This is a genomic window from Streptomyces sp. NPDC001927 (assembly GCF_053594455.1).
Genome location: NZ_JBSFEN010000005.1, coordinates 305,231 through 329,150, shown reverse-complemented (window position 1 = coordinate 329,150; position 23,920 = coordinate 305,231). Strand labels below are relative to the sequence as shown.

24 protein-coding genes are annotated in these 23,920 nt (G+C 72.1%); 11 read left to right on the top strand and 13 right to left on the bottom strand.

The window, feature by feature from the left end; genetic code table 11:
* Positions 1 to 54: 54 nt before the first annotated feature.
* From ACWCO8_RS15455 to ilvA, 3 genes are all read right to left on the bottom strand, one after another.
* Positions 55 to 861: an ABC transporter permease gene (locus ACWCO8_RS15455; protein WP_362014749.1), complete on the bottom strand. Its 807-nt coding sequence runs from the start codon at positions 859 to 861 to the stop codon at positions 55 to 57.
* On the bottom strand, positions 858 to 1,907 hold the full coding sequence (locus ACWCO8_RS15450; RefSeq protein ID WP_362014751.1) for an ATP-binding cassette domain-containing protein: 1,050 nt from the start codon (positions 1,905 to 1,907) through the stop codon (positions 858 to 860). Before ACWCO8_RS15450 ends, ACWCO8_RS15455 begins: the two co-directional genes overlap by 4 nt.
* 185 nt (positions 1,908 to 2,092) lie before the next feature.
* Complete coding sequence (gene ilvA, locus ACWCO8_RS15445) at positions 2,093 to 3,322, bottom strand: threonine ammonia-lyase (RefSeq protein ID WP_451032610.1); 1,230 nt, start codon at positions 3,320 to 3,322, stop codon at positions 2,093 to 2,095.
* Between the two features lie 147 nt (positions 3,323 to 3,469).
* Between ilvA and ACWCO8_RS15440 the strand changes: the two genes are divergently transcribed.
* The 4 genes from ACWCO8_RS15440 to ACWCO8_RS15425 are packed head-to-tail and all read left to right on the top strand — an operon-like array spanning position 3,470 to position 4,967.
* On the top strand, positions 3,470 to 3,967 hold the full coding sequence (locus ACWCO8_RS15440) for a MarR family winged helix-turn-helix transcriptional regulator (RefSeq protein WP_362014754.1): 498 nt from the start codon (positions 3,470 to 3,472) through the stop codon (positions 3,965 to 3,967).
* A gap of 43 nt (positions 3,968 to 4,010) precedes the next feature.
* On the top strand, positions 4,011 to 4,484 hold the full coding sequence (locus ACWCO8_RS15435; protein ID WP_451032609.1) for a sigma factor-like helix-turn-helix DNA-binding protein: 474 nt from the start codon (positions 4,011 to 4,013) through the stop codon (positions 4,482 to 4,484).
* Positions 4,481 to 4,729 (top strand): hypothetical protein, encoded by a 249-nt coding sequence (locus ACWCO8_RS15430; RefSeq protein ID WP_451032608.1) that lies wholly within the window; start codon positions 4,481 to 4,483, stop codon positions 4,727 to 4,729. The genes ACWCO8_RS15435 and ACWCO8_RS15430 overlap by 4 nt, the downstream gene beginning before the upstream one ends.
* 46 nt (positions 4,730 to 4,775) lie before the next feature.
* Positions 4,776 to 4,967: a DUF1059 domain-containing protein gene (locus tag ACWCO8_RS15425; protein WP_362014758.1), complete on the top strand. Its 192-nt coding sequence runs from the start codon at positions 4,776 to 4,778 to the stop codon at positions 4,965 to 4,967.
* A 58-nt stretch (positions 4,968 to 5,025) separates the two neighbouring features.
* Here the strand turns inward: ACWCO8_RS15425 and ACWCO8_RS15420 are convergent, their stop codons facing one another.
* Positions 5,026 to 6,180 carry a cystathionine gamma-synthase gene (locus ACWCO8_RS15420; protein WP_451032607.1) on the bottom strand — a complete coding sequence of 385 codons (1,155 nt, stop codon included), beginning with the start codon at positions 6,178 to 6,180 and terminating at the stop codon, positions 5,026 to 5,028.
* A gap of 73 nt (positions 6,181 to 6,253) precedes the next feature.
* On the opposite strand from ACWCO8_RS15420, the gene ACWCO8_RS15415 reads away from it, so the two are divergent.
* From ACWCO8_RS15415 to abc-f, 5 genes are all read left to right on the top strand, one after another.
* On the top strand, positions 6,254 to 7,363 hold the full coding sequence (locus ACWCO8_RS15415) for a hypothetical protein (protein ID WP_451032606.1): 1,110 nt from the start codon (positions 6,254 to 6,256) through the stop codon (positions 7,361 to 7,363).
* Positions 7,364 to 7,566: 203 nt separating this feature from the next.
* Positions 7,567 to 9,174 carry a M48 family metallopeptidase gene (locus ACWCO8_RS15410; RefSeq protein ID WP_451032605.1) on the top strand — a complete coding sequence of 536 codons (1,608 nt, stop codon included), beginning with the start codon at positions 7,567 to 7,569 and terminating at the stop codon, positions 9,172 to 9,174.
* Positions 9,171 to 10,301 carry a hypothetical protein gene (locus ACWCO8_RS15405; protein WP_362014764.1) on the top strand — a complete coding sequence of 377 codons (1,131 nt, stop codon included), beginning with the start codon at positions 9,171 to 9,173 and terminating at the stop codon, positions 10,299 to 10,301. The genes ACWCO8_RS15410 and ACWCO8_RS15405 overlap by 4 nt, the downstream gene beginning before the upstream one ends.
* Before the next feature lie 97 nt (positions 10,302 to 10,398).
* Entirely contained in the window at positions 10,399 to 11,058 is a 660-nt protein-coding gene (gene msrA, locus ACWCO8_RS15400) for a peptide-methionine (S)-S-oxide reductase MsrA (RefSeq protein ID WP_451032604.1), read from the top strand.
* A 288-nt stretch (positions 11,059 to 11,346) separates the two neighbouring features.
* The gene (abc-f, locus tag ACWCO8_RS15395; RefSeq protein WP_451032603.1) at positions 11,347 to 12,978 is read left to right on the top strand and encodes a ribosomal protection-like ABC-F family protein; all 1,632 of its coding nucleotides are present in this window, start codon (positions 11,347 to 11,349) and stop codon (positions 12,976 to 12,978) included.
* Here the strand turns inward: abc-f and ACWCO8_RS15390 are convergent.
* Positions 12,961 to 13,317 carry a DUF1330 domain-containing protein gene (locus tag ACWCO8_RS15390; RefSeq protein WP_451032602.1) on the bottom strand — a complete coding sequence of 119 codons (357 nt, stop codon included), beginning with the start codon at positions 13,315 to 13,317 and terminating at the stop codon, positions 12,961 to 12,963. The genes abc-f and ACWCO8_RS15390 overlap by 18 nt on opposite strands.
* An 81-nt stretch (positions 13,318 to 13,398) precedes the next feature.
* Positions 13,399 to 14,475 (bottom strand): NAD(P)-dependent alcohol dehydrogenase, encoded by a 1,077-nt coding sequence (locus ACWCO8_RS15385; RefSeq protein WP_451032601.1) that lies wholly within the window; start codon positions 14,473 to 14,475, stop codon positions 13,399 to 13,401.
* 128 nt (positions 14,476 to 14,603) lie between these two features.
* On the opposite strand from ACWCO8_RS15385, the gene ACWCO8_RS15380 reads away from it, so the two are divergent.
* Positions 14,604 to 15,467 (top strand): helix-turn-helix domain-containing protein, encoded by an 864-nt coding sequence (locus ACWCO8_RS15380; protein ID WP_362014771.1) that lies wholly within the window; start codon positions 14,604 to 14,606, stop codon positions 15,465 to 15,467.
* A 67-nt stretch (positions 15,468 to 15,534) separates the two neighbouring features.
* Here ACWCO8_RS15380 and ACWCO8_RS15375 read toward each other — a convergent pair whose 3' ends face one another.
* Entirely contained in the window at positions 15,535 to 16,803 is a 1,269-nt protein-coding gene (locus tag ACWCO8_RS15375; RefSeq protein WP_362014773.1) for a L,D-transpeptidase, read from the bottom strand.
* A 222-nt stretch (positions 16,804 to 17,025) separates the two neighbouring features.
* Positions 17,026 to 17,385, bottom strand: coding sequence for a hypothetical protein (locus ACWCO8_RS15370; protein WP_451032600.1), 360 nt, complete (start codon positions 17,383 to 17,385; stop codon positions 17,026 to 17,028).
* A gap of 110 nt (positions 17,386 to 17,495) precedes the next feature.
* Here ACWCO8_RS15370 and ACWCO8_RS15365 point away from each other — a divergent pair, with 110 nt between their 5' ends.
* Positions 17,496 to 17,756, top strand: a complete 261-nt coding sequence (locus ACWCO8_RS15365) for an LAETG motif-containing sortase-dependent surface protein (RefSeq protein WP_451032599.1) — start codon at positions 17,496 to 17,498, stop codon at positions 17,754 to 17,756.
* 84 nt (positions 17,757 to 17,840) lie between these two features.
* Here the strand turns inward: ACWCO8_RS15365 and hutH are convergent, their stop codons facing one another.
* The 5 genes from hutH to ACWCO8_RS15340 form a co-directional block, all read right to left on the bottom strand.
* Positions 17,841 to 19,382, bottom strand: coding sequence for a histidine ammonia-lyase (gene hutH / locus ACWCO8_RS15360; RefSeq protein WP_451032852.1), 1,542 nt, complete (start codon positions 19,380 to 19,382; stop codon positions 17,841 to 17,843).
* Between the two features lie 120 nt (positions 19,383 to 19,502).
* Positions 19,503 to 20,621, bottom strand: a complete 1,119-nt coding sequence (locus tag ACWCO8_RS15355; protein ID WP_451032598.1) for a diguanylate cyclase domain-containing protein — start codon at positions 20,619 to 20,621, stop codon at positions 19,503 to 19,505.
* A 125-nt stretch (positions 20,622 to 20,746) separates the two neighbouring features.
* Entirely contained in the window at positions 20,747 to 21,535 is a 789-nt protein-coding gene (locus tag ACWCO8_RS15350; protein WP_451032597.1) for an enoyl-CoA hydratase/isomerase family protein, read from the bottom strand.
* A gap of 38 nt (positions 21,536 to 21,573) precedes the next feature.
* The gene (locus tag ACWCO8_RS15345; protein WP_362014781.1) at positions 21,574 to 22,782 is read right to left on the bottom strand and encodes an adenylate/guanylate cyclase domain-containing protein; all 1,209 of its coding nucleotides are present in this window, start codon (positions 22,780 to 22,782) and stop codon (positions 21,574 to 21,576) included.
* A gap of 154 nt (positions 22,783 to 22,936) precedes the next feature.
* Complete coding sequence (locus ACWCO8_RS15340) at positions 22,937 to 23,788, bottom strand: biotin--[acetyl-CoA-carboxylase] ligase (RefSeq protein ID WP_451032596.1); 852 nt, start codon at positions 23,786 to 23,788, stop codon at positions 22,937 to 22,939.
* Positions 23,789 to 23,920: the final 132 nt, after the last annotated feature.

The window sequence follows — 23,920 nt, the reverse complement described above, 5'->3', positions numbered from 1 at the left end:
GAGGGCCGGAGGGGACGCCCCTCCGGCCCTCGGCCCACGATCGAGATCCGGCCCTCAGCCCTCCGCTCGGCGGTACTTGCGAACCGAGAGGGTGCGGAAGATGGCGACGATCAGGATCGAGTAGATCAGCGACGCCCACACCGGGTACTGCATCGGCCACGCGTCCGACGGGGAGACGCCCGGGTCGCCGAAGAGTTTGCGGCAGGCCTGGACGGTGGCGCTGAAGGGGTTCCACTCCGCGATCGGTTGGAGCCAGCCGGGGAGCTTGCTGGAGTCCACGAACGCGTTCGAGATGAACGTGACCGGGAAGAGCCAGATCAGGCCGCCGGACGTGGCCGCTTCCGGGGTGCGGACGGAGAGGCCGATGAGGGCGCCGATCCAGGTGAAGGCGTAGCCGAGGAGGAGCAGCAGGCCGAAGCCGGCCATGACCTTGGCGAAGGTGGTCGGCTCCGCGTAGCCGGGACGCCAGCCGATGATGAGCGCGACGATCGCGAGGACCAGCAGGGTCAGCGCGGTCTGCACGAGGTCGGCGAGGGTGCGGCCGGTGAGGACCGCGCCCCGGGCCATCGGCAGTGAACGGAAGCGGTCGATGAGGCCCTTGTGCATGTCGTCCGCGATGCCCGCGCCCGCGCCGGCCGTCGCGAAGGTGACGGTCTGCGCGAAGATGCCGGCCATCAGGAAGTTCTTGTAGACGTCCGGGTCGGTGCTGTTGCCGATCTGCATGGAGCCGCCGAAGACGTACGTGAAGAGGATCACGAACATCACCGGCTGGATGAGCCCGAAGAGGATCATCTCCGGGATCCTGGTCATCCGGATCAGGTTCCGCTGGGCGATGACCAGGGAGTCGTTCAGGGTGCTCATCGCGTCCCCTCCTTGTGGGCCGGCCTGCGGTCCTGGACGCCGCCGCCCGAGGGGCCGCCGCTCTCCCCGTTCTCGCCGTTGCCCTCGTTCAGTTCGGCCGCGTGGCCGGTCAGCGAGATGAAGACGTCGTCGAGGGTGGGGCGGCGCAGACCGATGTCGTCGATCTCGACGCCGACCGCGTCCAGGTCGCGGATGACCTCGGCGAGCAGCTTGGCGCCACCGGTGACCGGGACGGTCAGCTTGCGCGTGTGCTCCTCGACGGAGACCTCGGAGTGGCCGATCCCCGCCAGGCCGTAGCGCGCGAGGACGTCCTTGGCGCCCGGGATCATCCCCGGCTCGTGGACGACGACCTCGACGCGCTCGCCGCCCGTCTGGGCCTTGAGCTGGTCCGACGTACCCCGCGCGATGACCTTGCCGCGGTCGATGACGCAGATGTCGTGGGCCAGGTGGTCCGCCTCTTCCAGGTACTGGGTGGTGAGGAGGAGGGTCGTACCGCCGGCGACGAGCTCCTGGATGACCTCCCAGAGCGCCTGCCGGTTGCGGGGGTCGAGGCCCGTCGTCGGCTCGTCCATGAACATCACGGGCGGGGAGACGACGAGCGCGGCGGCGAGGTCCAGGCGGCGGCGCATACCGCCGGAGTACGTCTTGGCCGTGCGGTCGGCCGCGTCGGCGAGGTTGAAGCGTTCCAGCAGTTCGCCCGCCCTGACCTTCGCCTGCTTGGCGTTCAACTGGTAGAGCCTGCCGACCATCTGGAGGTTCTCACGGCCGGTCAGATATTCGTCGACGGCCGCGAACTGGCCGGAGAGGCCGATCGAGCGGCGGACCTCGTTGGGGTGCTTGAGCACGTCGATTCCGGCGACCTCGGCCCGGCCGCTGTCGGGCTGGAGTAGCGTCGTCAGCACGCGTACGGCGGTCGTCTTCCCCGCGCCGTTCGGGCCGAGCAGGCCCAGGACCGTGCCCTCGGGTACATCGAGGTCCACGCCGTCCAGAGCTCGTACGTCGCCGAAGGTCTTCACCAGACCTTCGGCGTAGATCGCGCCTGGCATGTGGGTTCTCCCAGGGGATTTGGGCGTTTTCCACCCAAGTTTAGGTTTGAAGGGCGGGAGCCGCCCAACAGTTTTGTGACGGAGGCCACACCCTATCGCGATACATCGCGATATCACAAGACCTGGGGAACACGAAATCGGCCGGAAGCCAGGAGGTCCCGGTGGGCCCGAAGGCGCCAAGGGCCCTACGACAGCACCACGTACCCCGCGTCCCGCAGCGCCGCCTCCACCTCACGGCAGTGCTCCGGGCCCTTCGTCTCCAGCTGCAGCTCCACCTCAGCCTCCGTCAGACCGAGCTGCGGATCGGTGCGCACATGGCTCACGTCGAGGACGTTCGCGTCGACCACCGTCAGCACCGCGAGCAGCGTCGCGAGCGCGCCCGGCCGGTCCGTCACCCGCAGCCGCAGGCTCAGATAGCGGCCGCCCGCCGCCATGCCGTGCCGCAGGATCCGCTGCATCAGGAGCGGGTCCACGTTCCCGCCCGACAGGACCGCCACCACCGGCCCCCGGAACGCCTTCGGGTCGCTCAGCAGCGCGGCCACCGGGCTCGCCCCGGCCGGCTCGACCACCAGCTTGGCCCGCTCCAGGCAGAGCAGCAGCGCCGTGGAGAGCGCGTCCTCGGAGACCGTACGGACCTCGTCCACGTACTCCCGCACCAACTCGAACGGGACGTCGCCCGGGCGCCCCACCTTGATCCCGTCCGCCATCGTCACCGGCGACTCGATCGCCACCGGGTGCCCTGCGGCGAGCGACGGCGGATAGGCGGCCGCACCCTCCGCCTGCACACCGATCACGCGCACATCGGGGCGTACGGACTTCACCGCGAGCCCGATCCCGGCGACCAGCCCGCCACCGCCCACGCCGACCAGGATCGTGCGGACTTCCGGGCACTGTTCCAGGATCTCCAGGCCCACCGTGCCCTGCCCCGCGATGATGTCCGGGTGGTCGAAGGGGTGGATGAAGACCGCGCCGGTCTCCGCCGCGTACTCCTCCGCCGCCGCCAGCGTCTCGTCCACGACATGGCCGTGCAGCCGCACCTCGGCGCCGTACTCCCGCGTCGCCGCCACCTTGGGCAGCGGGGCGCCGACCGGCATGAACACCGTCGAGTGCACCCCGAGGAGCGCGGAGGCGAGCGCGACTCCCTGCGCGTGGTTCCCGGCCGACGCGGCGACCACGCCGGCCGCCCGCTGCTCCGGCCGCAGCCCCGCGATCCGTACGTACGCTCCGCGCAGCTTGAACGAACCGGTCCGCTGGAGGTTCTCGCACTTGAGGTGCACCGGCGCCCCGACCAGCGACGACAGGTACCGGCTGCCCTCCATCGCCGTCACCCTGGCCACCCCGGACAACATCTTCTGCGCTCCGCGGACATCGTCGAGGATCAGCGGGTGCAAGGGGTCTGGCCTACGGAAGCTCATGACAGCAAGTCTCGCAGCTCACGGGCCCCGTGGCCGCCCGGAGAACGTGCATCCCCACCGGTTTGCGCAGCGCAGGTACGGACCCCCGTGGGTCCGCGTACTCTGTCCCCCACCAACCGACCACCGCACGAGAGAGCCCCCACAGCCATGCCCACATCTCAGGACATGACGACTGAGCTTGACCCCGGTCTCCTCGATGCCCTCCAGCACCAGGTGGCCGTCTTTGCCCGCCGGGCCGAACAGACCCGCCTCGGCGGCACCGGGCAGCTCCGCAACTCGATGGACCGCGCCGCCTACCTGCTCCTGAACCGGCTCGACCAGGAAGGCCCGATGGGCGTCAAGGCGCTCGCGGCCGGCATGGGCATCGACTCGTCCACGGTCACCCGCCAGGTCGCCCCGCTCGTCGACACCGGCCTGGTCAAGCGCACCTCGCACCCGGAGGACGGGCGCGCGGTCGTGCTCCAGCTCTCCCCGCGCGGCCTGGCCCGCCTGGAGGAGGTCCGCGCCTCGCGCCGCGAGCTGATGGCGCAGGTGACGGAGGGCTGGACGGCGGCGGAGCGCGAGTCCTTCTGCACCCTGCTCACCCGCTTCAACTCGGCGCTCTCCGCCCGCCAGTCGGGCCTGCCGCCCGCCACCACGTCCTGACGGACCTCTTGACCCGGGCCGTCCCCTGTCCTCATATGAGGACGTGCGAGATCGGCAGGACGCGCGGACGGGCGAACCCCTCTTCCGCACCCGGCAGTTCGAGGCGTTCGTAGCGGGGGCGGCGGGGCGGCTGCTGCATGCCGCGACGCTGCTCACGGCCGAGACCCGGTCCCGCAACCCGCACGCCCAGGCGCTGTTGACCGCCTCCCTCGCCCACACCTACGCCCAGTGGGACCGGCTGCGCGGGGAGGACCCGTACGACCGCACCCGCGCCGACCTCGCCGCCCGCTTCGCCCGCACCGCCTGGCGCCACCACCGCGGCCGGGGCGGCATCCTCTCCGCGCTCACCCCGCAGGAACGCCTCGTCCTCGTGCTGCGGCTGTACGAGGGCGTGGCCGAGGAGCAGACCGCGGCCCTCCTCGGCCTTCCCGAGGACCGGGTACGGGCCGTCTGCGCCCGCTCCGTGTCCGCCCTGCGGGACCGGCGGCGCGGGGGTCCCGGGAGGCTCGCCTCGTGAGCCGGTACGAGGACAGGGAGGACGAGGTGCGGCGGATGCTGGACGCCCCGCACCCGCAGGTCCCCGCGGACCTGGCCGCCCGGGCCGTCGAGCGCGGGAACCGGCTGCTGCACCGCGACCGTGCGCTGCGCAGGGCCCTGTGGGCGCTGCTGATCGCGGCCGTGCTCGTGTTCACGGTCTGGGCGTCGGTCGTCGAACCCTGGCAGGGTCCGGCGGAGACGACGCCACCGCTCGAAGGCTGGTGACGGCGGTCCTAGGCTGGAGGAAGAGCGACAGGCTGAGGAGGCCGTCATGACCAGGAAAGTCGCCGACTGCCGCAAGGAACCCAGCGTGATGGGATGCACCCTCACCATCACCGGTGAGGAAGAGGAAGTCGTCCGGGCCGCCACCGAGCACGCGATCTCCGTGCACGGCCACACCGACAGCCCCGAGCTGCGCGCCATGGTGCGCGAATCGCTCGACGACGAGAAGGTCGCCGCCTGACCGGGCGCCCCGAGGCAGGGGCCCCGAGGCAGGGCCCGGTCAGGCCGCGGCACACGTTCTAGCCGAGCGCCTGGCGCAGGTCCGCCAGCAGGTCCTCGACGTTCTCGATGCCCACCGAGAGCCGGACCAGGTCCGCCGGTACTTCGAGGGCGGAACCGGCCACGCTCGCGTGCGTCATCCGGCCCGGGTGCTCGATCAGCGACTCGACACCGCCCAGGGACTCGCCCAGGGTGAAGAGCTTCGCGCGGTTGCAGACCGCGACCGCCGCCTCCTCGCCGCCGGCGACCCGGAAGGAGATCATCCCGCCGAAGGCCTTCATCTGCTTGGCCGCGATCTCGTGTCCCGGGTGCTCCGGCAGACCCGGGTACAGGACCTGGGTGACCTTCGGGTGCTGGGTCAGCATCTCCGCGATCTTCCCGGCGTTCTCGCTGTGCCGGTCCATCCGTACCGCCAGCGTCTTGATGCCGCGCAGCACGATCCACGAGTCGAACGGTCCGGCGACCGCGCCCATCGCGTTCTGGTGGTACGCCAGCTCCTCGCCGAGCGCCTCGTCGGCGGTCACGAGCGCGCCGCCCACGACGTCCGAGTGGCCGCCCATGTACTTCGTCAGCGAGTGGACGACGACGTCCGCGCCGAGCGCGAGCGGCTGCTGGAGGTAGGGCGAGGCGAAGGTGTTGTCGACGACCAGCTTCGCGCCGGCCGCCCGGGCCACGGCCGCGACCGCGGGGATGTCGGTGATGCCGAGCAGCGGGTTCGACGGGGTCTCGACCCAGATCACCTTCGTACGGTCGTTGACGGCGCCGCGCACCGACTCGACGTCCGAGGTGTCCGCGACGGAGAAGTCGACGCCCCAGCGCTGGACGACCTTGGCGAAGAGCCGGAAGGTGCCGCCGTAGGCGTCGTTCGGGATCACCACGTGGTCGCCGGGCGCGAGCAGCGTCCGCAGCAGGCAGTCCTCGGCCGCGAGGCCGGAGGCGAAGGCCAGACCGCGCCGGCCGCCCTCCAGGGCCGCGAGGTTCTCCTCGAGCGCGGTGCGCGTGGGGTTGGCGCTCCGGCTGTACTCGTAACCGCCGCGCAGCCCGCCCACGCCGTCCTGCTTGTACGTGGACACCTGGTAGATCGGCGGGACGACCGCGCCGGTCAGCGGGTCGGCGGTGTTGCCCGCGTGGATCGCGCGGGTCTCGAAGCTCTGGTGGATGTGCTCGTCGCTCATGAGTCAGGAGCGTAGTCCCGAGGGCGGGGGCCCGCCGCCCATCGTCTCGGGGAGTGTCCTGGACAATGGACACATGGAGATTCTCTGGTTCCTGATGGTCGCCACGCTGCTGGTCCTGCTCGTGTCCACATTCATGCGGCGCCGCCGGTCCGGTGTCGGCATCCGTCAGGTCGCGCCCGGCTCGCCGGACGCCGCCGACCCCGAGGCGTACGGCTTCCTGCGCCAGGAGGAGCAGGACGTCCGGATGCCGGGGCCCGACCGGGACCTGCTCGACGTGCTCGACGTGGTCCAGGCGACCCAGGAATGGCGGGCGGCCTCGCAGCTGCTCGCCGGTACGGAGAAGGAGGGCGAGGTCCGCTGGCAGCGCGTGCAGGCGTTCGCGGGCGCGGCCTCCCTGGAGCTCCAGCAGAAGCCCGGCGTCGGCGGGGCCTGGCTGCGCGCCTGGCGGGCGGAGAACCCCAAGGACGCGGGCGGGGCCGCGGTGCACGCGGAGTTCCTGGTCCAGCAGGCGTGGCGCTCGTCCTCGACCGGCACGGACGAGTTCCGGATCATCCTCGAAGAGGCGAAGAAGGCGAGCGAGGAGGCGGCGCTGCTCGCCCCCGGCGACCCCGTCCCGTACATCACACAGCTCGCCGTCGCCCGCGGACTCGGCTACAGCCACGAGGAGTTCGACCAGGTCTGGGCGAAGATCATCGACCGGGCGCCGCAGCACATGGGCGCGCACCTGGCGGCGCTGCACTACTGGTGCGAGAAGTGGCACGGCTCGCGCGAGGACGCCGACCGCTTCGCGACGGCCGCCGCCGCGCGCGCCCCGCAGGGCTCGCTGCTGGCCGCGCTGCCGCTGTTCGCGGTCTACGAGCACCTGCCCGAGGTCGTGCTCGTCCAGGACTTCTTCCGGACCGCGGTGGTGCGCAAGGCGATGGAGGGCGCGCTGTACGCGGTCCACTCGGCGCGCGCCGACGACCCGATGCTGGCCCACGTCCGGCACCTGCTCGTCCTCTTCCTGGTCCGCGCGGAGCGCTGGTCGGAGGCGATGAACCAGCTGGTCCACGTCGACGGTCACATCGGCGCCCTCCCCTGGACCCTGAACGGCGACCCGGCGGCGGAGTACACGGTGTACCGGAACCTGGCGGTGGCCGGCTACGAGGCGAACGGCGGCAGCCCGGCGACGCTGCCCCACTAGACGCCCGCACGTCACGTCACTCTTCGACGGCCCGCTTCCCCTGGGAGGCGGGCCGTTCCGCGTGCTCCCCCACCGCGCCCATCACCTCGCCGCCCCGCCGACCACTGCTTTTCGGCCACCGTGCATACTCATCCGGTTCCGCAGCACCGTGCGGACCTCACCACCACACCACCCGTCATATCCCTGGGGGGGATCGCCATCTGATGGGCCCATATCTGCGCGCCTTCCGCGCGCTCGTTCTACTCGCCGGTTTCTACCTGCTCGGCCTCGTCCTGCTCGCCGTCCTCGGCGTCCTGGACTACCTCGCGTTCGACTTCCTCGGAGGCGCGGTCGCCGGGAAGATCGCGATCGTGTCGGTGGTCCTCGCCGTCCCGATCGTGCGCGGCATGTTCATGCTCCGTACGCCCGCTCCGGAGCCGCCCGTCGGCATCCGCGTCACGGAGGCCCAGGAGCCGCGGCTCTGGCGGACCGTCCGTGAGCTCGCCGAGCAGGTCGGCACCCGTGCCCCGGACGAGATCCTCCTCGTCGACGAGGTCAACGCCGCCGTCGGCGAGGAGGCCAAGTTCCTCGGTCTGCGCGGCGGAAAGCGCACCCTGCTGCTCGGTCTGCCGCTGATGTCCGGTCTGGACGAGCGCCGACTGCGCGGTGTGCTCGGCCACGAGCTGGGTCACTACAGCAACTCCGACACCCGGCTGACCCCGCTCATCCGCCGCGGACACCTCCAGCTGACGCGCACCATCGAGCACTTCGAGGAGCGCGCGGCGAGCAAGGTGTCCAAGGAGCGCGCCAGGCAGGAGAAGGCCTCCGAGCGACGCGTCACCAAGGGCAAGAAGGCCAAGGAGATCGACACCTCCGGCTCGGGTGTCACGTACAAGGCGATGGCGAAGATCTACACCGCCTACGCGAAGTTCTACCTGCGCGCCACCCGCTCCATCGGGCGCCGCCAGGAGCTGGCCGCCGACCTCGCCGCCGCGCGGATCGTCGGCCGGGACGCCTACGCCTCCGCGCTGCGCGAGGTCAACGTGCTCGCGCCCGCCTACGACTTCTACCTCCGCTGCTACGCCGTCATCGGCACCGGCGCCGGCCTCATGCCCCGCGAGGGCGAGTTCTTCGGCGGCTTCCGGCACCTGCTGCCCGCGCGCGCCGAGGAGTTCGACGAGCTGCGCGAGGACCTGCCCACCGAGCAGGACCCCTACGACTCCCACCCCCCGCTCGCCGACCGGGTCGCCCGGATCGAGGCGCTGCCGGCGGACGGGACCGACGCGCAGGGTGCGGACCGCCCGTCCCTTGAGCTGCTCTCCGACCCGGCCGGCGCGTTCGCCGCGCTTGAGCGGGTCGTGCTCACCCCGGAGGCGCTGGCGCTGACCCGGGTGGACTGGGAGGAGCTCGTCCACCGGAGCATGGCCCGGATGATCGAGGAGGGCGCCGAAGGCATCCGGCGGACCGTGGCCGCCGAGACCGGCGGCTCCCCCGAGACCGCGCTGCCCGCGCTGCTCGACGCCGTCCAGGCGGACCCGGCGGTGCTGTGGCGGATCGCCGACCGCTTCCCGAAGTCCGAGGAGGCGGCCGCGGCGACCGGCCGGGCGGCCCGCGAGTTCGCCCGCCCGGTGGTCCGGCGGGTGCTGAACCAGCTGGTCTCCGTCGAGCTGACGGCCCGTGGCACCACCCGCTGGGCGCTGTCCTGGTCCGACTCCGCCTACCTCCGCTACCCCGAGGACGGCTTCGAGGACCGGCTCACGCTGGCCCTGGACGCCGCCGTCGCCGACCGCCCCGACACCGAACCGCTGCGAAAGCTGGTGCTTGCCTCGTGATCATCTTCCTTGCGGTGCTCGGCGCACTGCTGCTGTTCGTCGTCGGCTACGTGCTGCGCGGCGTGTACTACATCCGCAAGGCCAAGGCGCTGGAGGCCGAGGTCGCGGAGCTGGACGCCTCGCGCGAGGCGGACGAGGCCGAGGCCGCGCGGGCGGTCGTCGCGCGGGGCTTCGTACCGGGCGACGAGCTGAACATCGAGCTGGCCGCGCCACCGACGGCCGAGCGGACCGCCGCCGTGGCCGCGGTCGAGGCGGGCGACTGGGCGGCCGGGGCCGCCTGGATCGAGGCCACCGGCCAGAACTGGGACGAGCGCTGGGAGCGGATCCGGGCGCTCGCCGAACTCGCCGCCGAGGACGACGCCTGGCTCCTCGAATGGCAGGCCGCCAAGCCCGGTGACCCGGTCGCCGCGCAGGTCCACGCGGACGCGTCGGTGCTCGTCGCGTGGAACGTCCGCGGGGACAAGCGGGCGAGCCACACCACGCGGGAGCAGTTCCGGGTCTTCCACCAGCTGCTCGCCAAGGCCCAGGAGGCCGCGCACGAGGCGGCCCGCCTCGCCGACCCCGCCGACCCGCTCCCGTACATGATCGAGCAGCCGATGGCGATGGGCCTGGGCTACTCGCACGAGCGGTACGAGGAGCTCTGGGCGGAGATCACCAAGCGGACCACGACCTCGCTGGGCCCGCACACCGGCGCCCTGCAGTACTGGTGCGCCAAGTGGAGCGGCTCGCACGAGAAGGCGGAGGCGTTCGCCCTGGCCGCCGCGGCCAAGGGCGCGCCGGGCCAGCTCCTTTCGATGCTGCCGCTGTACGCGTACTTCGAGCAGGAGCAGCACGAGAGCGACATCGACCCGGACGTCTGGCTGAAGGAGCCGAAGATCGTGGCGGCGGTGGACGCGGCCCTGGCCGACGTGGCCGCGGCGGCGCCCGACGACCCGCGGACGGTACGGGTCCGGCACCTGCTGGCGTGGTTCCTGTACTGGCAGGACCGGTACGAGGAGGCGGTGGAGCAGTTCCGGCTGATCGACGGCTGGATCGGCCACGCGCCGTGGACGTACTCGGGCGATCCGCGGGACCGGTACCTGAACGTGCGTGACTACGCGGTCCGCCAGGTGCACGCCACCGACTGAGCGGGCCGAGCCCGCTGGGCGCGACGGGGGCCGGGAGGGGGAATCCCTCCCGGCCCCCGGGCGTTGTGCGTAACGCCCACCGTCGAGGAGATGCCGCATGTTCCTGTCACGCACCCCCGTCCTCCCCACGCCCGAGCAGGCGCTGAAGGGCCGTCCCGAGCCCGAGTTCTCGGTGCCCGAGCGCCACACGGTCCTGGGCAACGCGCTGCTCGGCCCCTACCCCGAGGGGCTCGAGGTCGCCGACTTCGCCCTCGGCTGTTTCTGGGGCGCCGAGCGCAAGTTCTGGCAGACCGAGGGCGTCTGGACGACCCTGGTCGGCTACCAGGGCGGCCTCACGGAGAACCCGGTGTACGAGGAGGTCTGCTCGGGCCTCACCGGCCACACCGAGGTCGTCCGGGTCGTCTTCGACCCCGCGAAGGTGTCGTACGAGCGGCTGCTCAAGCTCTTCTGGGAGTCCCACGACCCGACCCAGGGCTTCCGCCAGGGCAACGACGTCGGCACCCAGTACCGCTCGGCCGTCTACACCCACTCCCCCGCCCAGGCCGAGACCGCGGAGGCCTCCCGCGCCGCGTACCAGCAGGTCCTGACCGGCTCCGGCTACGGCACGATCACCACGGAGGTCCTCCCGGCCGAGGGCCGCACGTTCTACCCGGCCGAGGGCTACCACCAGCAGTACCTGGACAAGAACCCGGCCGGCTACTGCGGCATCGGCGGCACGGGCGTCTCCTGCCCGATCGGCGTCGCGAAGGCCGAGTAGCCGGGTAGGCCCCTGGAGGCCCCCCGGAACAGCGCACGTGCCCGGAAGGTGCCCGCACGGCCCTTCCGGGCACACGTGCGCGTGGGCGACCGGCGCCAGAAAAAGAGCGCGCCGGTCGGGAGCCCCCTGGCTACACTCGATCGCATGGGTTCGTACTACTTCTTTCTCTGATTTCGGCCGTGGACACGGTCCGACCCGCTGATCCGGCGCCTCTCGGGCGCGGCAGTGGTGGTCCCGGTGTCCCCTCGACCGGCCCGAACGAACCCATCACCCCCAGGGAAAGATCCCATGCGCGACCGCGCCCAGTTGACCGTCCATGACGTCTCCAAGTCCTACGGGACCCGCTCCGTCCTCGAACAGATCGCGTTCACCGTGCGCCCCGGTGAGCGGGCCGCCGTCATCGGGGAGAACGGGTCCGGCAAGTCCACGCTGCTGCGGCTGCTCGCCGGGGCGGAAGGCCCCGACAGCGGGCGGGTGACCGTCCGGTTCCCCGGGGGTGTCGCGCGGCTCGCCCAGACGCTCGCCGAGACCTTCGGCGTCGGCCCCGAGCACACCGTGCGCGACACGATCGACGCCGCGCTCGCCGAACTCCGCGCGATGGAGCGGGAGATGCGCGCCGCGGAGGAGACGCTCGGGTCCGCGACACCCGAGGAACTCACCGCGTACGGCGAGCTGGTCGCCCGCTACGAGGAGCGGGGCGGGTACCAGGCCGACGCTCTCGTCGACGCCGCCCTGCACGGCCTCGGGCTCGGGCACGTCCCGTACGAGCGGACCGTCGGCACGCTCTCCGGGGGCGAGCAGTCGCGGCTCGCGCTCGCCTGCGTCCTCGCCTCCGGCGCCGAACTGCTGCTGCTCGACGAGCCGACGAACCATCTCGACCGGGCCGCCGCCGGCTGGCTGGAGGAGCGGCTGCGCGCGCACCGGGGCACGGTCGTCGCGGTCACCCACGACCGGGCGTTCCTGGAGGGCATGGCGACGACCGTCCTGGAGGTCGACCGGGACACGCGGTCCGTGAGCCGGTACGGGGACGGCTGGTCCGGCTACCGCGCGGCTAAGGCCGCCGCCCGCCGCCGCTGGGCGCAGGAGTACGAGGAGTGGCGGGAGGAGCTGGCCCGGACGGAGGAGCTGGTGGCGGCGGCCGGGCAGCGGCTCGCAGGCTCCGGCAAGGACCCCCGGCAGGGCTTCGGCAAGCACCGGCGCTCGTCGGAGAACAAGCTGTCCGGGCAGGTACGGGCGGCCAGGACCCGGCTCGAACAGCTCCGTACGTCCCCGGTGCCGCCCCCGCCGGAGCCCCTGCGGTTCCGGGCCGCTTTCGCGACGGCGGCCCAGGTCGAGACCGAACCGCGCGTGCTCGCCGAGCTCGCCGACATCGTCGTCGGCGACCGGCTGCGGCTCGACAAGCTGCGGGTCTCCGCGGGAGACCGGCTGCTCGTCTCCGGGCCCAACGGCGCCGGCAAGACGACCCTGCTCCGGGTCCTCGCGGGCGACCTGCGGCCCGACAGCGGCACCGTCGTCGTCCGGTCCGCCCGGGTCGGGTACCTGGCCCAGGAGCTGCCACCCGTACCGTCCCCGAAACCGCTGCTCACGGCGTACGCGGCGGGCCGCCCCGGCCTCCCCGAGGAGCACGCGGACGAGCTGCTCGCGCTCGGGCTCTTCCGGGAGGAGGACCTGACCGTTCCCGTGGCGCGGCTCTCGGTGGGCCAGCAGCGCCGCCTGGAGCTGGCCCGCCTGGTGACCCGCCCCGCCGACCTGCTGGTCCTGGACGAGCCGACCAACCACGTGGCGCTCTCCCTGGTGGAGGACCTGGAGGCCGCCCTGGCCGGCTTCGAGGGCGCCGTGGTCGCGGTCTCGCACGACCACCAGTTCCGCGCGGGCTTCGGCGGAACGCCCCTAGAGCTCCGCTCAGGCCGTACCGCCTGACGCGGCGCGCAGCGCGGCGGCGGTCGTCGCCGGGTCGTACCCGGGGGCGACCCCGTCGATCAGCAGCAGGTCACCCGGGATGTGCCGGGCGCGCAGCGGGATCAGCTCCTGATAGGCGGCGGAGTCGTACCAGCTGCGGGCGTGGTCCATCGACGGGAAGGAGACGAGGACCAGGTCCTGCGGCCACGCGCCCTCCCGGACCTCCCGCGCGGGAGCGCCGTGGACGAGGAAGCGCCCGCCGAAGGGGTCGAGCGTCGACTGGACGCGCTCCATGTAGGTGAGGACCTCCTCGTGGAGGCCGGGCTGCGGGGTCAGGTTCGCGAGGGCGTATGCGGTCATGAAGCAAGCGTGCCGGGGCATGCCGTACGGGGTCGATTACCTCGTACGTCATGCCCCGGCACGCCCTCAGGCCCTGAGGCCTCAGATCGTCGACACGTCGATCACGAAGCGGTACCGCACATCGCTCGCGAGCACCCGCTCGTACGCCTCGTTGATCTGGTCGGCGCGGATCAGCTCGATCTCGGCGCCCAGGCCGTGCTCGGCGCAGAAGTCCAGCATCTCCTGGGTCTCGGCGATGCCGCCGATCGCCGAGCCGGCGAGCGTCTTGCGGCCGAGCATCAGCTGGAACAGGTTGAGCGCGATCGGCTCCTCGGGGGCGCCGACGTTCACCAGCGCGCCGTCCGTCCTGAGCAGCCCGAGGTAGGCGCCGAAGTCGAGCGGGGCGGAGACGGTGGAGACGATCAGGTCGAAGCTGCCGGCCAGGTCGGTGAAGGTCGCCGGGTCGCTGGTGGCGTAGTAGTGGTCGGCGCCCAGCTTGAGGCCGTCCTCCTGCTTCTTCAGCGACTGGCTGAGCACGGTCACCTCGGCGCCGAGCGCGTGGGCGATCTTGACGCCCATGTGACCCAGGCCGCCGAGGCCGACGATCGCGACCTTCTTGCCGGGGCCCGCCTGCCAGTGGGCGAGCGGCGAGTAGAGGGTGATGCCGGCGCAGAGCAGCGGGGCGGCCTCGTCGAGCGCGATGCCGTCCGGGATGCGCAGGGTGTAGTTCTCGTCGACGACGATGTGGGTGGAGTAGCCGCCGTAGGTCGGCTCGCCGTCCTTGCCGAGCGCGTTGTACGTGCCGACCATGCCGCCGCCGGTGCAGTACTGCTCCAGGCCCTGGAGGCAGTACTCGCACTCGCGGCAGGAGTCGACGAAGCAGCCGACGCCGACGCGGTCGCCGACCTTGTGCCGGGTGACGCCGGAGCCGACCTCGGTGACGACGCCGGCGATCTCGTGGCCCGGCACCATCGGGAAGATGCCCTCGCCCCAGCCGTCACGGGCCTGGTGGATGTCGGAGTGGCAGATGCCCGCATACTTGATCTCGATGAGCACGTCGTGCGCGCCGACGGGGCGGCGGGGCACGGTGGTGCGCTCCAGCAGCGCGTTCGCGGCGGGGGCGGCGTAGGCGGCGACGGTGGTGAGGTCCGTGGTGGTGGTCGTGGCGTTCGTGGTCATGGCACCACCGTGCCGAAGTACGGAGCCGCCACCCAGCCCTCTGTTCTGCCTACGACCAGCGTGCCTACCACTGGCAGGGACAGGAACACCTGGCCGCCCGGGCGCCCGGCCTGGGATAATCGGGACGCATGGATCTCAGTGCCGAACTCAGCGAATTCCTGCGCTCGCGCCGGGCCCGGCTGAAGCCGGAGGACGTGGGCCTGCCGGACTTCGGCCGCCACCGCCGCGTACCTGGCCTGCGCCGGGAGGAGCTGGCGCAGCTGGCCGGGGTCTCCGTCGCGTACTACACGCGTCTTGAGCAGGGCAACGGGCGCAATGTGTCCATGGAGGTCCTGGACTCGATCGCGCGGGCGCTGCGGCTGACCGACTCCGAGCGCGCGCATCTGACGCACCTCGCGAAGCCGACGGCGAAGAAGAAGCACCACCGGGCGACGATCGCCCGGCCCCAGCAGGTGCGGCCGGGCCTGCGGCAGCTGCTCGACTCGATGGAGACCGTCCCGGCCTTCGTCGTCGGCCGGCGCCTCGACATCCTCGCCTGGAACCGGATGGCCCGGGCGCTGATCGGCGACTTCGCGACCTGGGAGCCGCGCGAGCGGAACATGGCGCGGATGATCTTCCTCGACCCGAACTCCCGCGATCTGTACCTCGACTGGGACTGCAAGGCGACCGAGACGGTGAGCGTGCTGCGGCTGTACGCGGGCTGCTACCCGGAGGACCCGGCGCTGCTGGAGCTGGTGGGCGAACTGTCCGTACGGAGCGAGGAGTTCCGCTCGCTGTGGGCGGCGCACACGGTCGCCGACAAGGGGCACGGGAGCAAGCGGCTGCGGCATCCGCTGGTGGGCGAGATGACGCTCCAGTACGAGTCGCTGAGGGTTGCCGGGCCGGACCCGGATCTCATGCTGGTGACGTACCACGCGGAGCCGGGGACGGCCTCGGCGGACGCCCTGCGGCTGCTCGCGCAGTGGGGCGTGGACGAGCCCGCCGTCCGCTAGCGATACGAAGAACGGCGGCCCCCTCCACAAGGAGGGAGCCGCCGTTCTCGTACGCGTACCGGTCGGATCAGACCGCCGAGCCGGCCTTCCAGGCGGACCAGCTCATGTTCCAGCCGTTGAGGCCGTTGTCCGGGGCGATCGTCTTGTCCTTGGAGTTCTTGACGATGACGACGTCGCCGACGATCGAGTGGTCGTAGAGCCAGGCGGCCATCTGGTTCGGGTCGCCGGCGCCCTTGACGTCGTTCAGGCCCACGCAGCCGTGGCTGGTGTTGGCGGAGCCGAAGATCGAGTCCGGGCCCCAGTAGTTGCCGTGGATGAACGTGCCCGAGGTGGACAGGCGCATGGCGTGCGGGACGTCCTTGATGTCGTACTCGCCCTTGCCGTCGTCGTCGGTGAAGCCGACGGTGGCGCCGTTCATCCGGGTCTCCTTGAACTTCTCGGAGATCACCATCTGACCGTTGTAGGTCGGGTTCTCCGGGGAGCCGGCGGAGATCGGGATGGTCTTGACCGTCTTGCCGTCCTGCTTGATCGTCATCGTCTTGGTGGCGACGTCGACGGTGGAGACCTGGTTCCGGCCGATCTTGAAGGTCACGGTCTTCTGCTGGACGCCGAAGACACCCTTGGCGCCCTCGACGCCGTCGAGGTTCAGCTTCAGCGTGACCGTCGAGCCCTCGGTCCAGTAGTCGTCCGGGCGGAAGTCCAGGCGCTGGGAGTTGAACCAGTGCCCGACGACCTCCTGGCCGGTGCTGGATGTCACCTTGATGCCGCCCTGGACGGCGGCCTTGTCGGTGATGGCCTTGTTGAAGTTGATCGAGACCGGCATGCCCACGCCGACGGTGGAGCCGTCCTCGGGGGTGAAGTTGCCGATGAAGCTGTTGGCCTGCGAGACGGTGGTGAAGGAGGAGTTCTCGTGCGCCTCCAGGCCGTCCGCGTCCTTGGCCGTCGCCGAGAGCTTGTAGACGGTGGCGCGCTTGAGGGCCCCGGTGGGCTTCCAGCTCTTGCCGTCGGCGGCGATCTCGCCCTTGACGGCGTCGCCCTCGGCGGTGGTGAGCGTGACCTCGGTGAGCGTGCCGTCGGTCACGGAGACCTTGGCGTCGTTGTTGATCGACGCGTTGGTGGCACCGTTCTTCGGCGAGATGGCTATCTGGGCCTTCGACGTCTTCTGGGCCGCGGCCTCGTCGACCTGAGCCTGTGACTGCTCCGACTTGGAGGGATCGGCCGCGCCGTTCTTGTCCCCGTCGCTGCACGCCGAGAGCACCAATACGCCGCTGAGCACCGCGGCAGCCGCCGCCAGGCTCCGCCGGCGCTTGCTGTCCGTCATCACACGCTTCTCCATCGTCGCCGAATCCCTGCCAACACTCGTCTGAACATCCATGAGACCCTGCCCGGTTCCGCGAGCGGGGCGATTGTGGGCAACGCCACTGATCAACACGTACGCACGAGGCGTTCGGTTCCCGTATGGGGGTTCCCGTCTGCGGTCTCGAACAGGGCGAAGCCCCGGTACGGAAGCCGTACCGGGGCTTCGAGGGGGTGCGCTCGCTGTCGCCCCGCGCCCCCGTCAGACCCGTTCCGTGTCTTCCGCTTCCTCGTCTTCGTCCTCGTCCACCTCATCTTCCTCGTCGAGGTCCCACTCCTGGGCATCGGGGTCGTGGTCGACCTCCTCGCTGCTCCACGAGGCCTGCACGAGCTCGACCCCGGGGACCTCGCTGACCAGGTCGAACGGTTCGATCAGATAGGCCAGCGCCTCGGCGTTGTCCTCGCGGACGGCGGAGCGGGCGTGCACCCGCTCGTCCTCCGGCATGAACTCGTCGGTGTCGATCCGGCCGACGGCCGCGCCGGTCAGCTCCTCGGAGCCGGTGATCTCCAGGACGACTTCCACCCGAAGCCGTACATAACGTGATGTCTCGGAAGTGCTCATACGACGGAGCGTAGGCCGCCGGGGCGCTCGACTTTCATCCGACCCGCTGTGTTCATTAGCATCGTCGGCAGCTGCCAATTCGCGGTTTCCGCAAGGGGGATCGAATCTCTGTGTCCGTCGCACGACGCCCGCTGCTGACCGCCACGACGGCCGGGGCGCTACTCTTCGCTCTCTGGTTCGTCCCGTCCGCGAACGCGACCGACGAGGGCCGCACCGGCGCGGCCGGGCAGGAGCGCACGGCCGAGGGACCGCGGCTCGCGGAGACGGGCGGCCCGAACACGACGCCGTACGTGATCGGCGGGACGGGCTTCCTGGCGGTCGGGGCCGGGTTCGTGGCCCTGGCGATGAGACGCGGCGGCCGCGCGCACTGAGCCGTGAGGCGCGCGTACCGAGCCGTAACGGAAGGGCCGCCGTCCCGGCTGGGGACGGCGGCCCTTCGCTTTCCTTCGCTCCGGTTACGCCAGCGGCCCGGTGACGGGCTCCACGGCGGCGACCAGCTTCCCTTCCCGTACGAAGGCGTCGGCGGCCTCCAGGTCGGGGGAGAGGAAGCGGTCCGGGCCCGGGCCCTCGACGCCGGCGGCACGCAGGGCGTCGATGGCGGCCTGCGAGGCGGGGGCGGGGGTGAGGCCGCGGCGGAGCTCGATGCCGCGGGTGGCGGCGTACAGCTCGACGGCGATGATCCGGTTGAGGTTGCCGATCGCGGTGCGCAGCTTGCGGGCGGCGGACCAGCCCATGGAGACGTGGTCCTCCTGCATCGCGGAGGACGGGATGGAGTCGGCGGAGGCCGGGACGGCCAGCCGCTTCATCTCGCTGACCAGGGCGGCCTGGGTGTACTGGGCGATCATCAGGCCCGAGTCGACGCCGGCGTCGTCGGCGAGGAAGGGCGGCAGGCCGTGGGACCGGTTCTTGTCGAGGAGCCGGTCGGTACGGCGCTCGGCGATGGAGCCGAGGTCGGCGGCGGCGATCGCGAGGAAGTCGAGGACGTACGCGACGGGGGCGCCGTGGAAGTTGCCGTTGGAGCGGACCTGGCCGTCGGCGAGGATCACGGGGTTGTCGACGGCGGAGGCGAGCTCGCGCTCGGCGACGGTACGGGCGTGGGCCATGGTGTCGCGGCCGGCGCCGGCGACCTGCGGGGCGCAGCGCACGGAGTACGCGTCCTGGACGCGCGGGGCCTCTTCCTCCTGGAAGTGGCCGGTGAGCCCGGAGCCCTTGAGCACGGCGAGCATGTTGGCGGCGGAGGCGCCCTGGCCCGGGTGGGGGCGGATGGCGTGCAGCTCGGGCTCGAGGACCTTCTCGGTGCCGAGGAGGGCTTCGAGGGAGAGGGCCGCGGTGATGTCGGCCGACTTGTAGAGGGTGTCGAGGTCGGCGAGGGCCATGATCAGCATGCCGAGCATGCCATCGGTGCCGTTGAGGAGGGCGAGGCCCTCCTTCTCGCGCAGCTCGACGGCCTGGATCCCAGCGGCGGCGAGCAGCTCACCGGCGGGCTTCACGACACCGTCGGGCCCCTCGGCGTCCCCCTCGCCCATCAGGGTCAGGGCGCAGTGCGAGAGCGGCGCGAGGTCGCCGGAGCAGCCGAGGGAGCCGTACTCGTGGACGACCGGGGTGATGCCCGCGTTGAGGATGTCGGCCATGGTCTGCGCGACCTCGGGCCGGACGCCCGTGTGCCCGGAGGCGACGGTCTTGAGCCGCAGGAACATCAGGGCCCGCACGACCTCCCGCTCGACGCGCGGCCCCATGCCGGCGGCGTGCGAGCGGACGATGTTGCGCTGGAGCTGCGCGCGCAGTTCGGGGCTGATGTGCCGGGTGGCGAGCGCCCCGAACCCGGTCGAGACGCCGTACACGGGCTCAGGCTTGGCGGCAAGCGCGTCGACGACGGCACGGGACTCGGCGAGCGCCCGCACGGCCTCGGGCGACAACTCGACGCGCGCACCGTGGCGGGCGACGTCGATGACGTCCTGGAAGGTGGTGCCGGACGTGCCGAGGACGACTGAGTGCATATCCATATTCAGCACCCTACGGATTGAAGACCAACATGTCACTAGTCGACCTGGGGACAGGTCCTTACCGATGTTCCGGACGCCCGATGCACAAGGCGCCCGATCCTCCGGACGCCCGGCCTACACCGGCGGTGCGTCACGGAAGCGCCTGCGGTCGCGGGCCCCGGGTGGGGCGTCGGCCAGGGGGATGACCGTGCCGTCGCGGCCCGCCACCACCGGCTTCGCCGAGCGGGCCGCCTTGGCCTGGTACTGGGCCGCGTCCGCGAGCCGGAAGAGGCGGCGGGCGGACTTGACCGGGCCGATGGGGTCGCCCGTGGACGCGACGCCGCACGCGACGCCTTCGCCCAGTTCCAGTTCGCCGGCCCGCACGCAGAGTTCGTCCGCGACCGCCACCACCTCGTCCGACGTCGGGCCGACCGACAGGAGGCAGAACTCGTCGCCGCCGAGGCGCGCCGAGAGGGCGCCCGGGAGCATCGCCCCGCACCGGGAGAGCACCGAGCCGAAGCGCTCGAGGAGACGGTCGCCGACCGCATGGCCGTGGGTGTCGTTGACGCGCTTGAGGCCGTTCAGGTCGCAGACCACCAGGCTCACCACGGAGCCGTCCACCCGGTAGCGTTCGATCGCCTCGTCGAGCCGGGTGTCGACCGCGCGCCGGTTCGCGAGCCCGGTCAGCGGGTCGGTGAAGGCCAGCTTCCGCACCTCCTCCAGGCGCTCCGCCTGGGCGATGCCCGCCGCCACCACGGCCGCGAGCACCGCCGCGAAGTCCGCGTCGTCGCGGTCGAAGACCGGCGCACCGGCCGGCCGCGCCACGTACAGCTCGCCCCAGGCCCGCCCGTGCAGCACCACCGGCGCGACCACGCAGCAGCCCCGCCCGCGTCTGCGCAGACCCGTGACGCGGCCGGTCGGAACGCCGTCGTCGTCCGCGGTCTCCACCCAGGCGTCGGGCTCACCGCCACCGGCCCACTGCGCGTGCAGGAACTCGGTGATCTCGGGGAACTGGTGCACCGGGTACGTCTCCGAGTCCGGGAACTCCTCCTCGCCCACGGCCCGCTCGCCGGCGTTCACGAGCACCTTGAGCCGGCCGTGGTCGCGCTCCCAGACCGAGAGTGCGGCGAAGGTCCCGCCGAGCCCGTCGCGGGCGCCCAGCGCCGCGGCTCGCCAGAACTCGCGCGGGGTGTGCGCCGCCGCCATCGCCTGCGCCAGCGCCACTACGGCCCGCAGCCGAACATCCTCTCCCATTCATCCAGTTTAGGGACGTTTCGTCCGTTCTTACGCGTGGAGGATCACTGAACGTGACAGTCGGGGTCGGATCGGGGTCGGATCGGGGTCGGATCAGGGGCGAATCGGCGCATCTCGGCCGATTCTCAGATCCCCGGCCACTGCGGCTTGCGCTTCTCGTTGAACGCCGCCACACCCTCCGCCCGGTCCCCCGAGAACGCCACCGAGCGCCACGCCGCGTCCTCGACCTCCAGGCCCGCCCTCAGGTCCAGGCCCTGCCCGAGCCGCAGCGCGCGCTTCGAGGCGCGCAGGCCGACCGGCGAGTTGGCCGCCATCCGGCCGGCCAGCTCCAGGGCGGCCGTACGGGCGTCCTCCGCGAGCACGTCGACGAGGCCGAGCTCGCGCGCCTCCGTCGCCTCCACCCGCCGCGCGGTGAAGACCAGTTCGGCCGCGCGTGCCGCGCCCACCCGGCGCGGCAGCAGCTGCGTACCGCCGCCGCCCGGGATCACGCCCACCGACACCTCGGGCAGCCCGACCACGGCCGTCGCGTCGGCCACGATCACGTCGCAGGCCAGCGCCAGCTCGTAGCCGCCGCCGAGCGCGAAGCCGTGCACGGCGGCGACGGTCGGCATCGGCAGGTCGAGCACGCCGCCGTACGCGCCGCGCGAGACGGGCCGCTGCTGGACCATCTGGGCGTCCGTGAAGGAGTTCCGCTCCTTGAGGTCGGCGCCGACGCAGAAGGCCTTCTCGTTGGAGGACGTCAGCACCGTCACCCGTACCGAGTCGTCCGCCGCGAGCGCCGCGCAGGCCGCGCTGATCGAGCGGGCCATGTCCAGGGAGACCGCGTTCATCGCCTTGGGCCGGTCGAGGACCAGCTCGGCGACGTGCTCGTGCCTACGGACCTCGACGAATTCACCAAAGCGCTGCTCGGACATGGCCCGTCCCTCCCGGTTAACGACTGTTCACCGGGATCCTAGGTCGGGCGGCGGGTCAGGTGCCAGGGCTCCACGACACCGAGACCGCGCACCGGGCGCTGCCACATCGGCTGGAGCGCGAAGCGGTACGTCGGCGCCTGCTCGCCCTCCTTCTCGGCGCGGGCCGCCTCCTCGGCCGCCTGCGTCTCCGAGACGGGCGCCTCGCCGGTCCGGGTCAGCTCCTCGGCGAGCGCCCCGTCGACCAGGACGGTGTCCTTCGGCGCTATCGACGTGAGCCGGCTCGCCAGGTTCACCGTCGTACCGAAGACATCGCCCATCCGGGTCGTCACCGTGCCGAACGCGATGCCCACGCGCAGCGCGGGCATCGTCTCGTCGTGACTGAGCGTCTCGATCAGCCGCAGCGCGATCTCGGCGGCGGTCCCCGCGTCGTCGGCGGCGTACAGCACCTCGTCGCCGAGGGTCTTGATCAGCCGGCCGCCGTGCGCGGCGACCAGGTCGGCGCAGGTGGTCTCGAAGGCCTCGACGAGCTCGCCGAGCTCCTCCTCCTCCAGGCGGCGGGTCAGCCGGGTGAACCCGACGAGGTCGGCGAAGCCGACGGCGAGCCGCCGGTCGACCATCTCCTCGTCGTCGGCGGCCTGCACGACGCGGCCGGTGGCGGCGGCGAGCTGGCGGCGCCAGACGTAGATCAGGAACTCCTCCAGCTCGGGCAGGAGCAGCTCGACCAGGGGGTACGTGACCTCGGTACGCGTCATCCCGGGTTCGGGCGGCTCGGTGAGGCCCTCCAGGAACGAGTCGATCTGCCACTCGGCGAGCCGGGCGGTGGTCTGGCCGGTGGACCGGGCGACCTGGACGGCCATGGGCTCGCTGAGCAGGCCCGCCTCGACGAGACCGGCGAGGCGGCGCAGGGCGAGGACATCGGCCTCGGTGAGCGCCTTGGCCTGGCCGATGTCGGCGAAGCCCATGGCGCGCCAGAAGCGGGAGGCGAGCTCCATGGAGACGCCGGCCGTGCGGGCGGCCTGGAAGGGGGTGTAGCGGCGGTCCGCACCGAGGATGAGCTGTTCCAGGCGGATCGCGAGGGGGTCGTCGGTCGGCTCGGCCGTGTGGTCGACGTGGTGGTGCGGCGTGGGGTACGCCGGCGGCTCGCCCCCGGTGGGCTCGGCCCCGGTCGCCGGCTCCGCCTCAGCCGGTGGCTGCGCCTCGGCCGGTGGCTCCGCCTCACCGCCGTTGTGCGCGTCGTCGACGGTCACCGGCCGCCTCCTGCCGTTTCCCTGCCCACTGCCCTGCCGATCTGTCGCCCTGGATCGCGCTCCACGATACGACAGGTGTGTGCCAGCTCACGCCGTTCCGGCGGTTGAACGGTCTCCCGGGGGCGGCGCCGTCCCGCCCCCGGGTCGCCCGTCCTCAGGCGGAGGCGCGGACGTGGACGATGTCGCCCGCCGCGACCGCCTCCGTGCCGCCGCCCTCGGTCGCCACCACCAGGCGCCCGTCGCCGTCCACGGCGACCGCCTCGCCCTCCAGCATCCGCTCGCCCGGGAGGTCGGCCCGGATGTGCCGGCCCAGGGTCGAGCAGCCCGCCTCGTACGCGGCCTGGAGCCCCGAGGCGACCGGGTCGCCGTCGGCTTCGGTCCACTTCCCGTACCAGTGCTCCAGGGAGCGCAGGACGGAGCGCAGCAGCGTGTCGCGGTCCGTGGAGATCGCGTCGGCGAGGAGCAGCGAACCGGCGCCCGGCACCGGCAGCTCCTCCGCCTTCAGGGTCACGTTGACCCCGATCCCGACGACGACCCCGTCCTCGCCCGCCCGCTCGGCGAGGATCCCGCCGGCCTTCCGCTCCTCGCCCCCGACCGAAACCAGCAGGTCGTTCGGCCACTTGAGGGAAAGGTCCACGCCGGCGGACTTGGCGAGCCCGGTCGCCGCCGCGACGCCCGTGAGCAGCGGGAGCCAGCCCCAGCGGTGCACGGGCACGTCCGGCTTGAGCAGGACGGAGAGGAAGAGCCCGGCGCGCGGCGGCGAGACCCAGTCGCGGTCGAGGCGGCCGCGCCCCGAGGTCTGCTCCTCGGCGACGAGCACGGCCCCCTCGGGCAGCTCGTCGGCGCGCGCGGCCAGGTCGGAGTTGGTGGAGCCGGTCGTGGTGACCAGGTCGAGCGAGGTCCAGAGCCCGTCGGGGAGGACGAGCGCGCGGCGCAGCGCGGCGGCGTTGAGCGGGGGCCGGTCCAGGTCGGACCACCGCGCTCCTGAGGCATCTGAGGACGTCATGCAAGCCAGACTAGGTGTGGCAAAGACCGCAGTGCCGAACCGTATCGCCGTCGATACGCTACGGGTCAGTAGCCGAGCAGTAGCCCATTCGTAGCAAACGAACCCCCGTGACCAGGCAGGGAGCCGCATCCC

Excerpts from the sequence above, each read along its gene's own strand:
- ACWCO8_RS15455 (WP_362014749.1), bottom strand. The coding sequence starts at position 861 with ATGAGCACCCTGAACGACTCCCTGGTCATCGCCCAGCGGAACCTGATC.
- ACWCO8_RS15450 (WP_362014751.1), bottom strand. The coding sequence starts at position 1,907 with ATGCCAGGCGCGATCTACGCCGAAGGTCTGGTGAAGACCTTCGGCGAC.
- ilvA (WP_451032610.1), bottom strand. The coding sequence starts at position 3,322 with ATGAGCTTCCGTAGGCCAGACCCCTTGCACCCGCTGATCCTCGACGAT.
- ACWCO8_RS15440 (WP_362014754.1), top strand. The coding sequence starts at position 3,470 with ATGCCCACATCTCAGGACATGACGACTGAGCTTGACCCCGGTCTCCTC.
- ACWCO8_RS15425 (WP_362014758.1), top strand. The coding sequence starts at position 4,776 with ATGACCAGGAAAGTCGCCGACTGCCGCAAGGAACCCAGCGTGATGGGA.
- ACWCO8_RS15420 (WP_451032607.1), bottom strand. The coding sequence starts at position 6,180 with ATGAGCGACGAGCACATCCACCAGAGCTTCGAGACCCGCGCGATCCAC.
- ACWCO8_RS15415 (WP_451032606.1), top strand. The coding sequence starts at position 6,254 with ATGGAGATTCTCTGGTTCCTGATGGTCGCCACGCTGCTGGTCCTGCTC.
- ACWCO8_RS15410 (WP_451032605.1), top strand. The coding sequence starts at position 7,567 with ATGGGCCCATATCTGCGCGCCTTCCGCGCGCTCGTTCTACTCGCCGGT.
- msrA (WP_451032604.1), top strand. The coding sequence starts at position 10,399 with ATGTTCCTGTCACGCACCCCCGTCCTCCCCACGCCCGAGCAGGCGCTG.
- abc-f (WP_451032603.1), top strand. The coding sequence starts at position 11,347 with ATGCGCGACCGCGCCCAGTTGACCGTCCATGACGTCTCCAAGTCCTAC.
- ACWCO8_RS15390 (WP_451032602.1), bottom strand. The coding sequence starts at position 13,317 with ATGACCGCATACGCCCTCGCGAACCTGACCCCGCAGCCCGGCCTCCAC.
- ACWCO8_RS15385 (WP_451032601.1), bottom strand. The coding sequence starts at position 14,475 with ATGACCACGAACGCCACGACCACCACCACGGACCTCACCACCGTCGCC.
- ACWCO8_RS15380 (WP_362014771.1), top strand. The coding sequence starts at position 14,604 with ATGGATCTCAGTGCCGAACTCAGCGAATTCCTGCGCTCGCGCCGGGCC.
- ACWCO8_RS15375 (WP_362014773.1), bottom strand. The coding sequence starts at position 16,803 with ATGGAGAAGCGTGTGATGACGGACAGCAAGCGCCGGCGGAGCCTGGCG.
- ACWCO8_RS15370 (WP_451032600.1), bottom strand. The coding sequence starts at position 17,385 with ATGAGCACTTCCGAGACATCACGTTATGTACGGCTTCGGGTGGAAGTC.
- hutH (WP_451032852.1), bottom strand. The coding sequence starts at position 19,382 with ATGCACTCAGTCGTCCTCGGCACGTCCGGCACCACCTTCCAGGACGTC.
- ACWCO8_RS15355 (WP_451032598.1), bottom strand. The coding sequence starts at position 20,621 with ATGGGAGAGGATGTTCGGCTGCGGGCCGTAGTGGCGCTGGCGCAGGCG.
- ACWCO8_RS15350 (WP_451032597.1), bottom strand. The coding sequence starts at position 21,535 with ATGTCCGAGCAGCGCTTTGGTGAATTCGTCGAGGTCCGTAGGCACGAG.
- ACWCO8_RS15340 (WP_451032596.1), bottom strand. The coding sequence starts at position 23,788 with ATGACGTCCTCAGATGCCTCAGGAGCGCGGTGGTCCGACCTGGACCGG.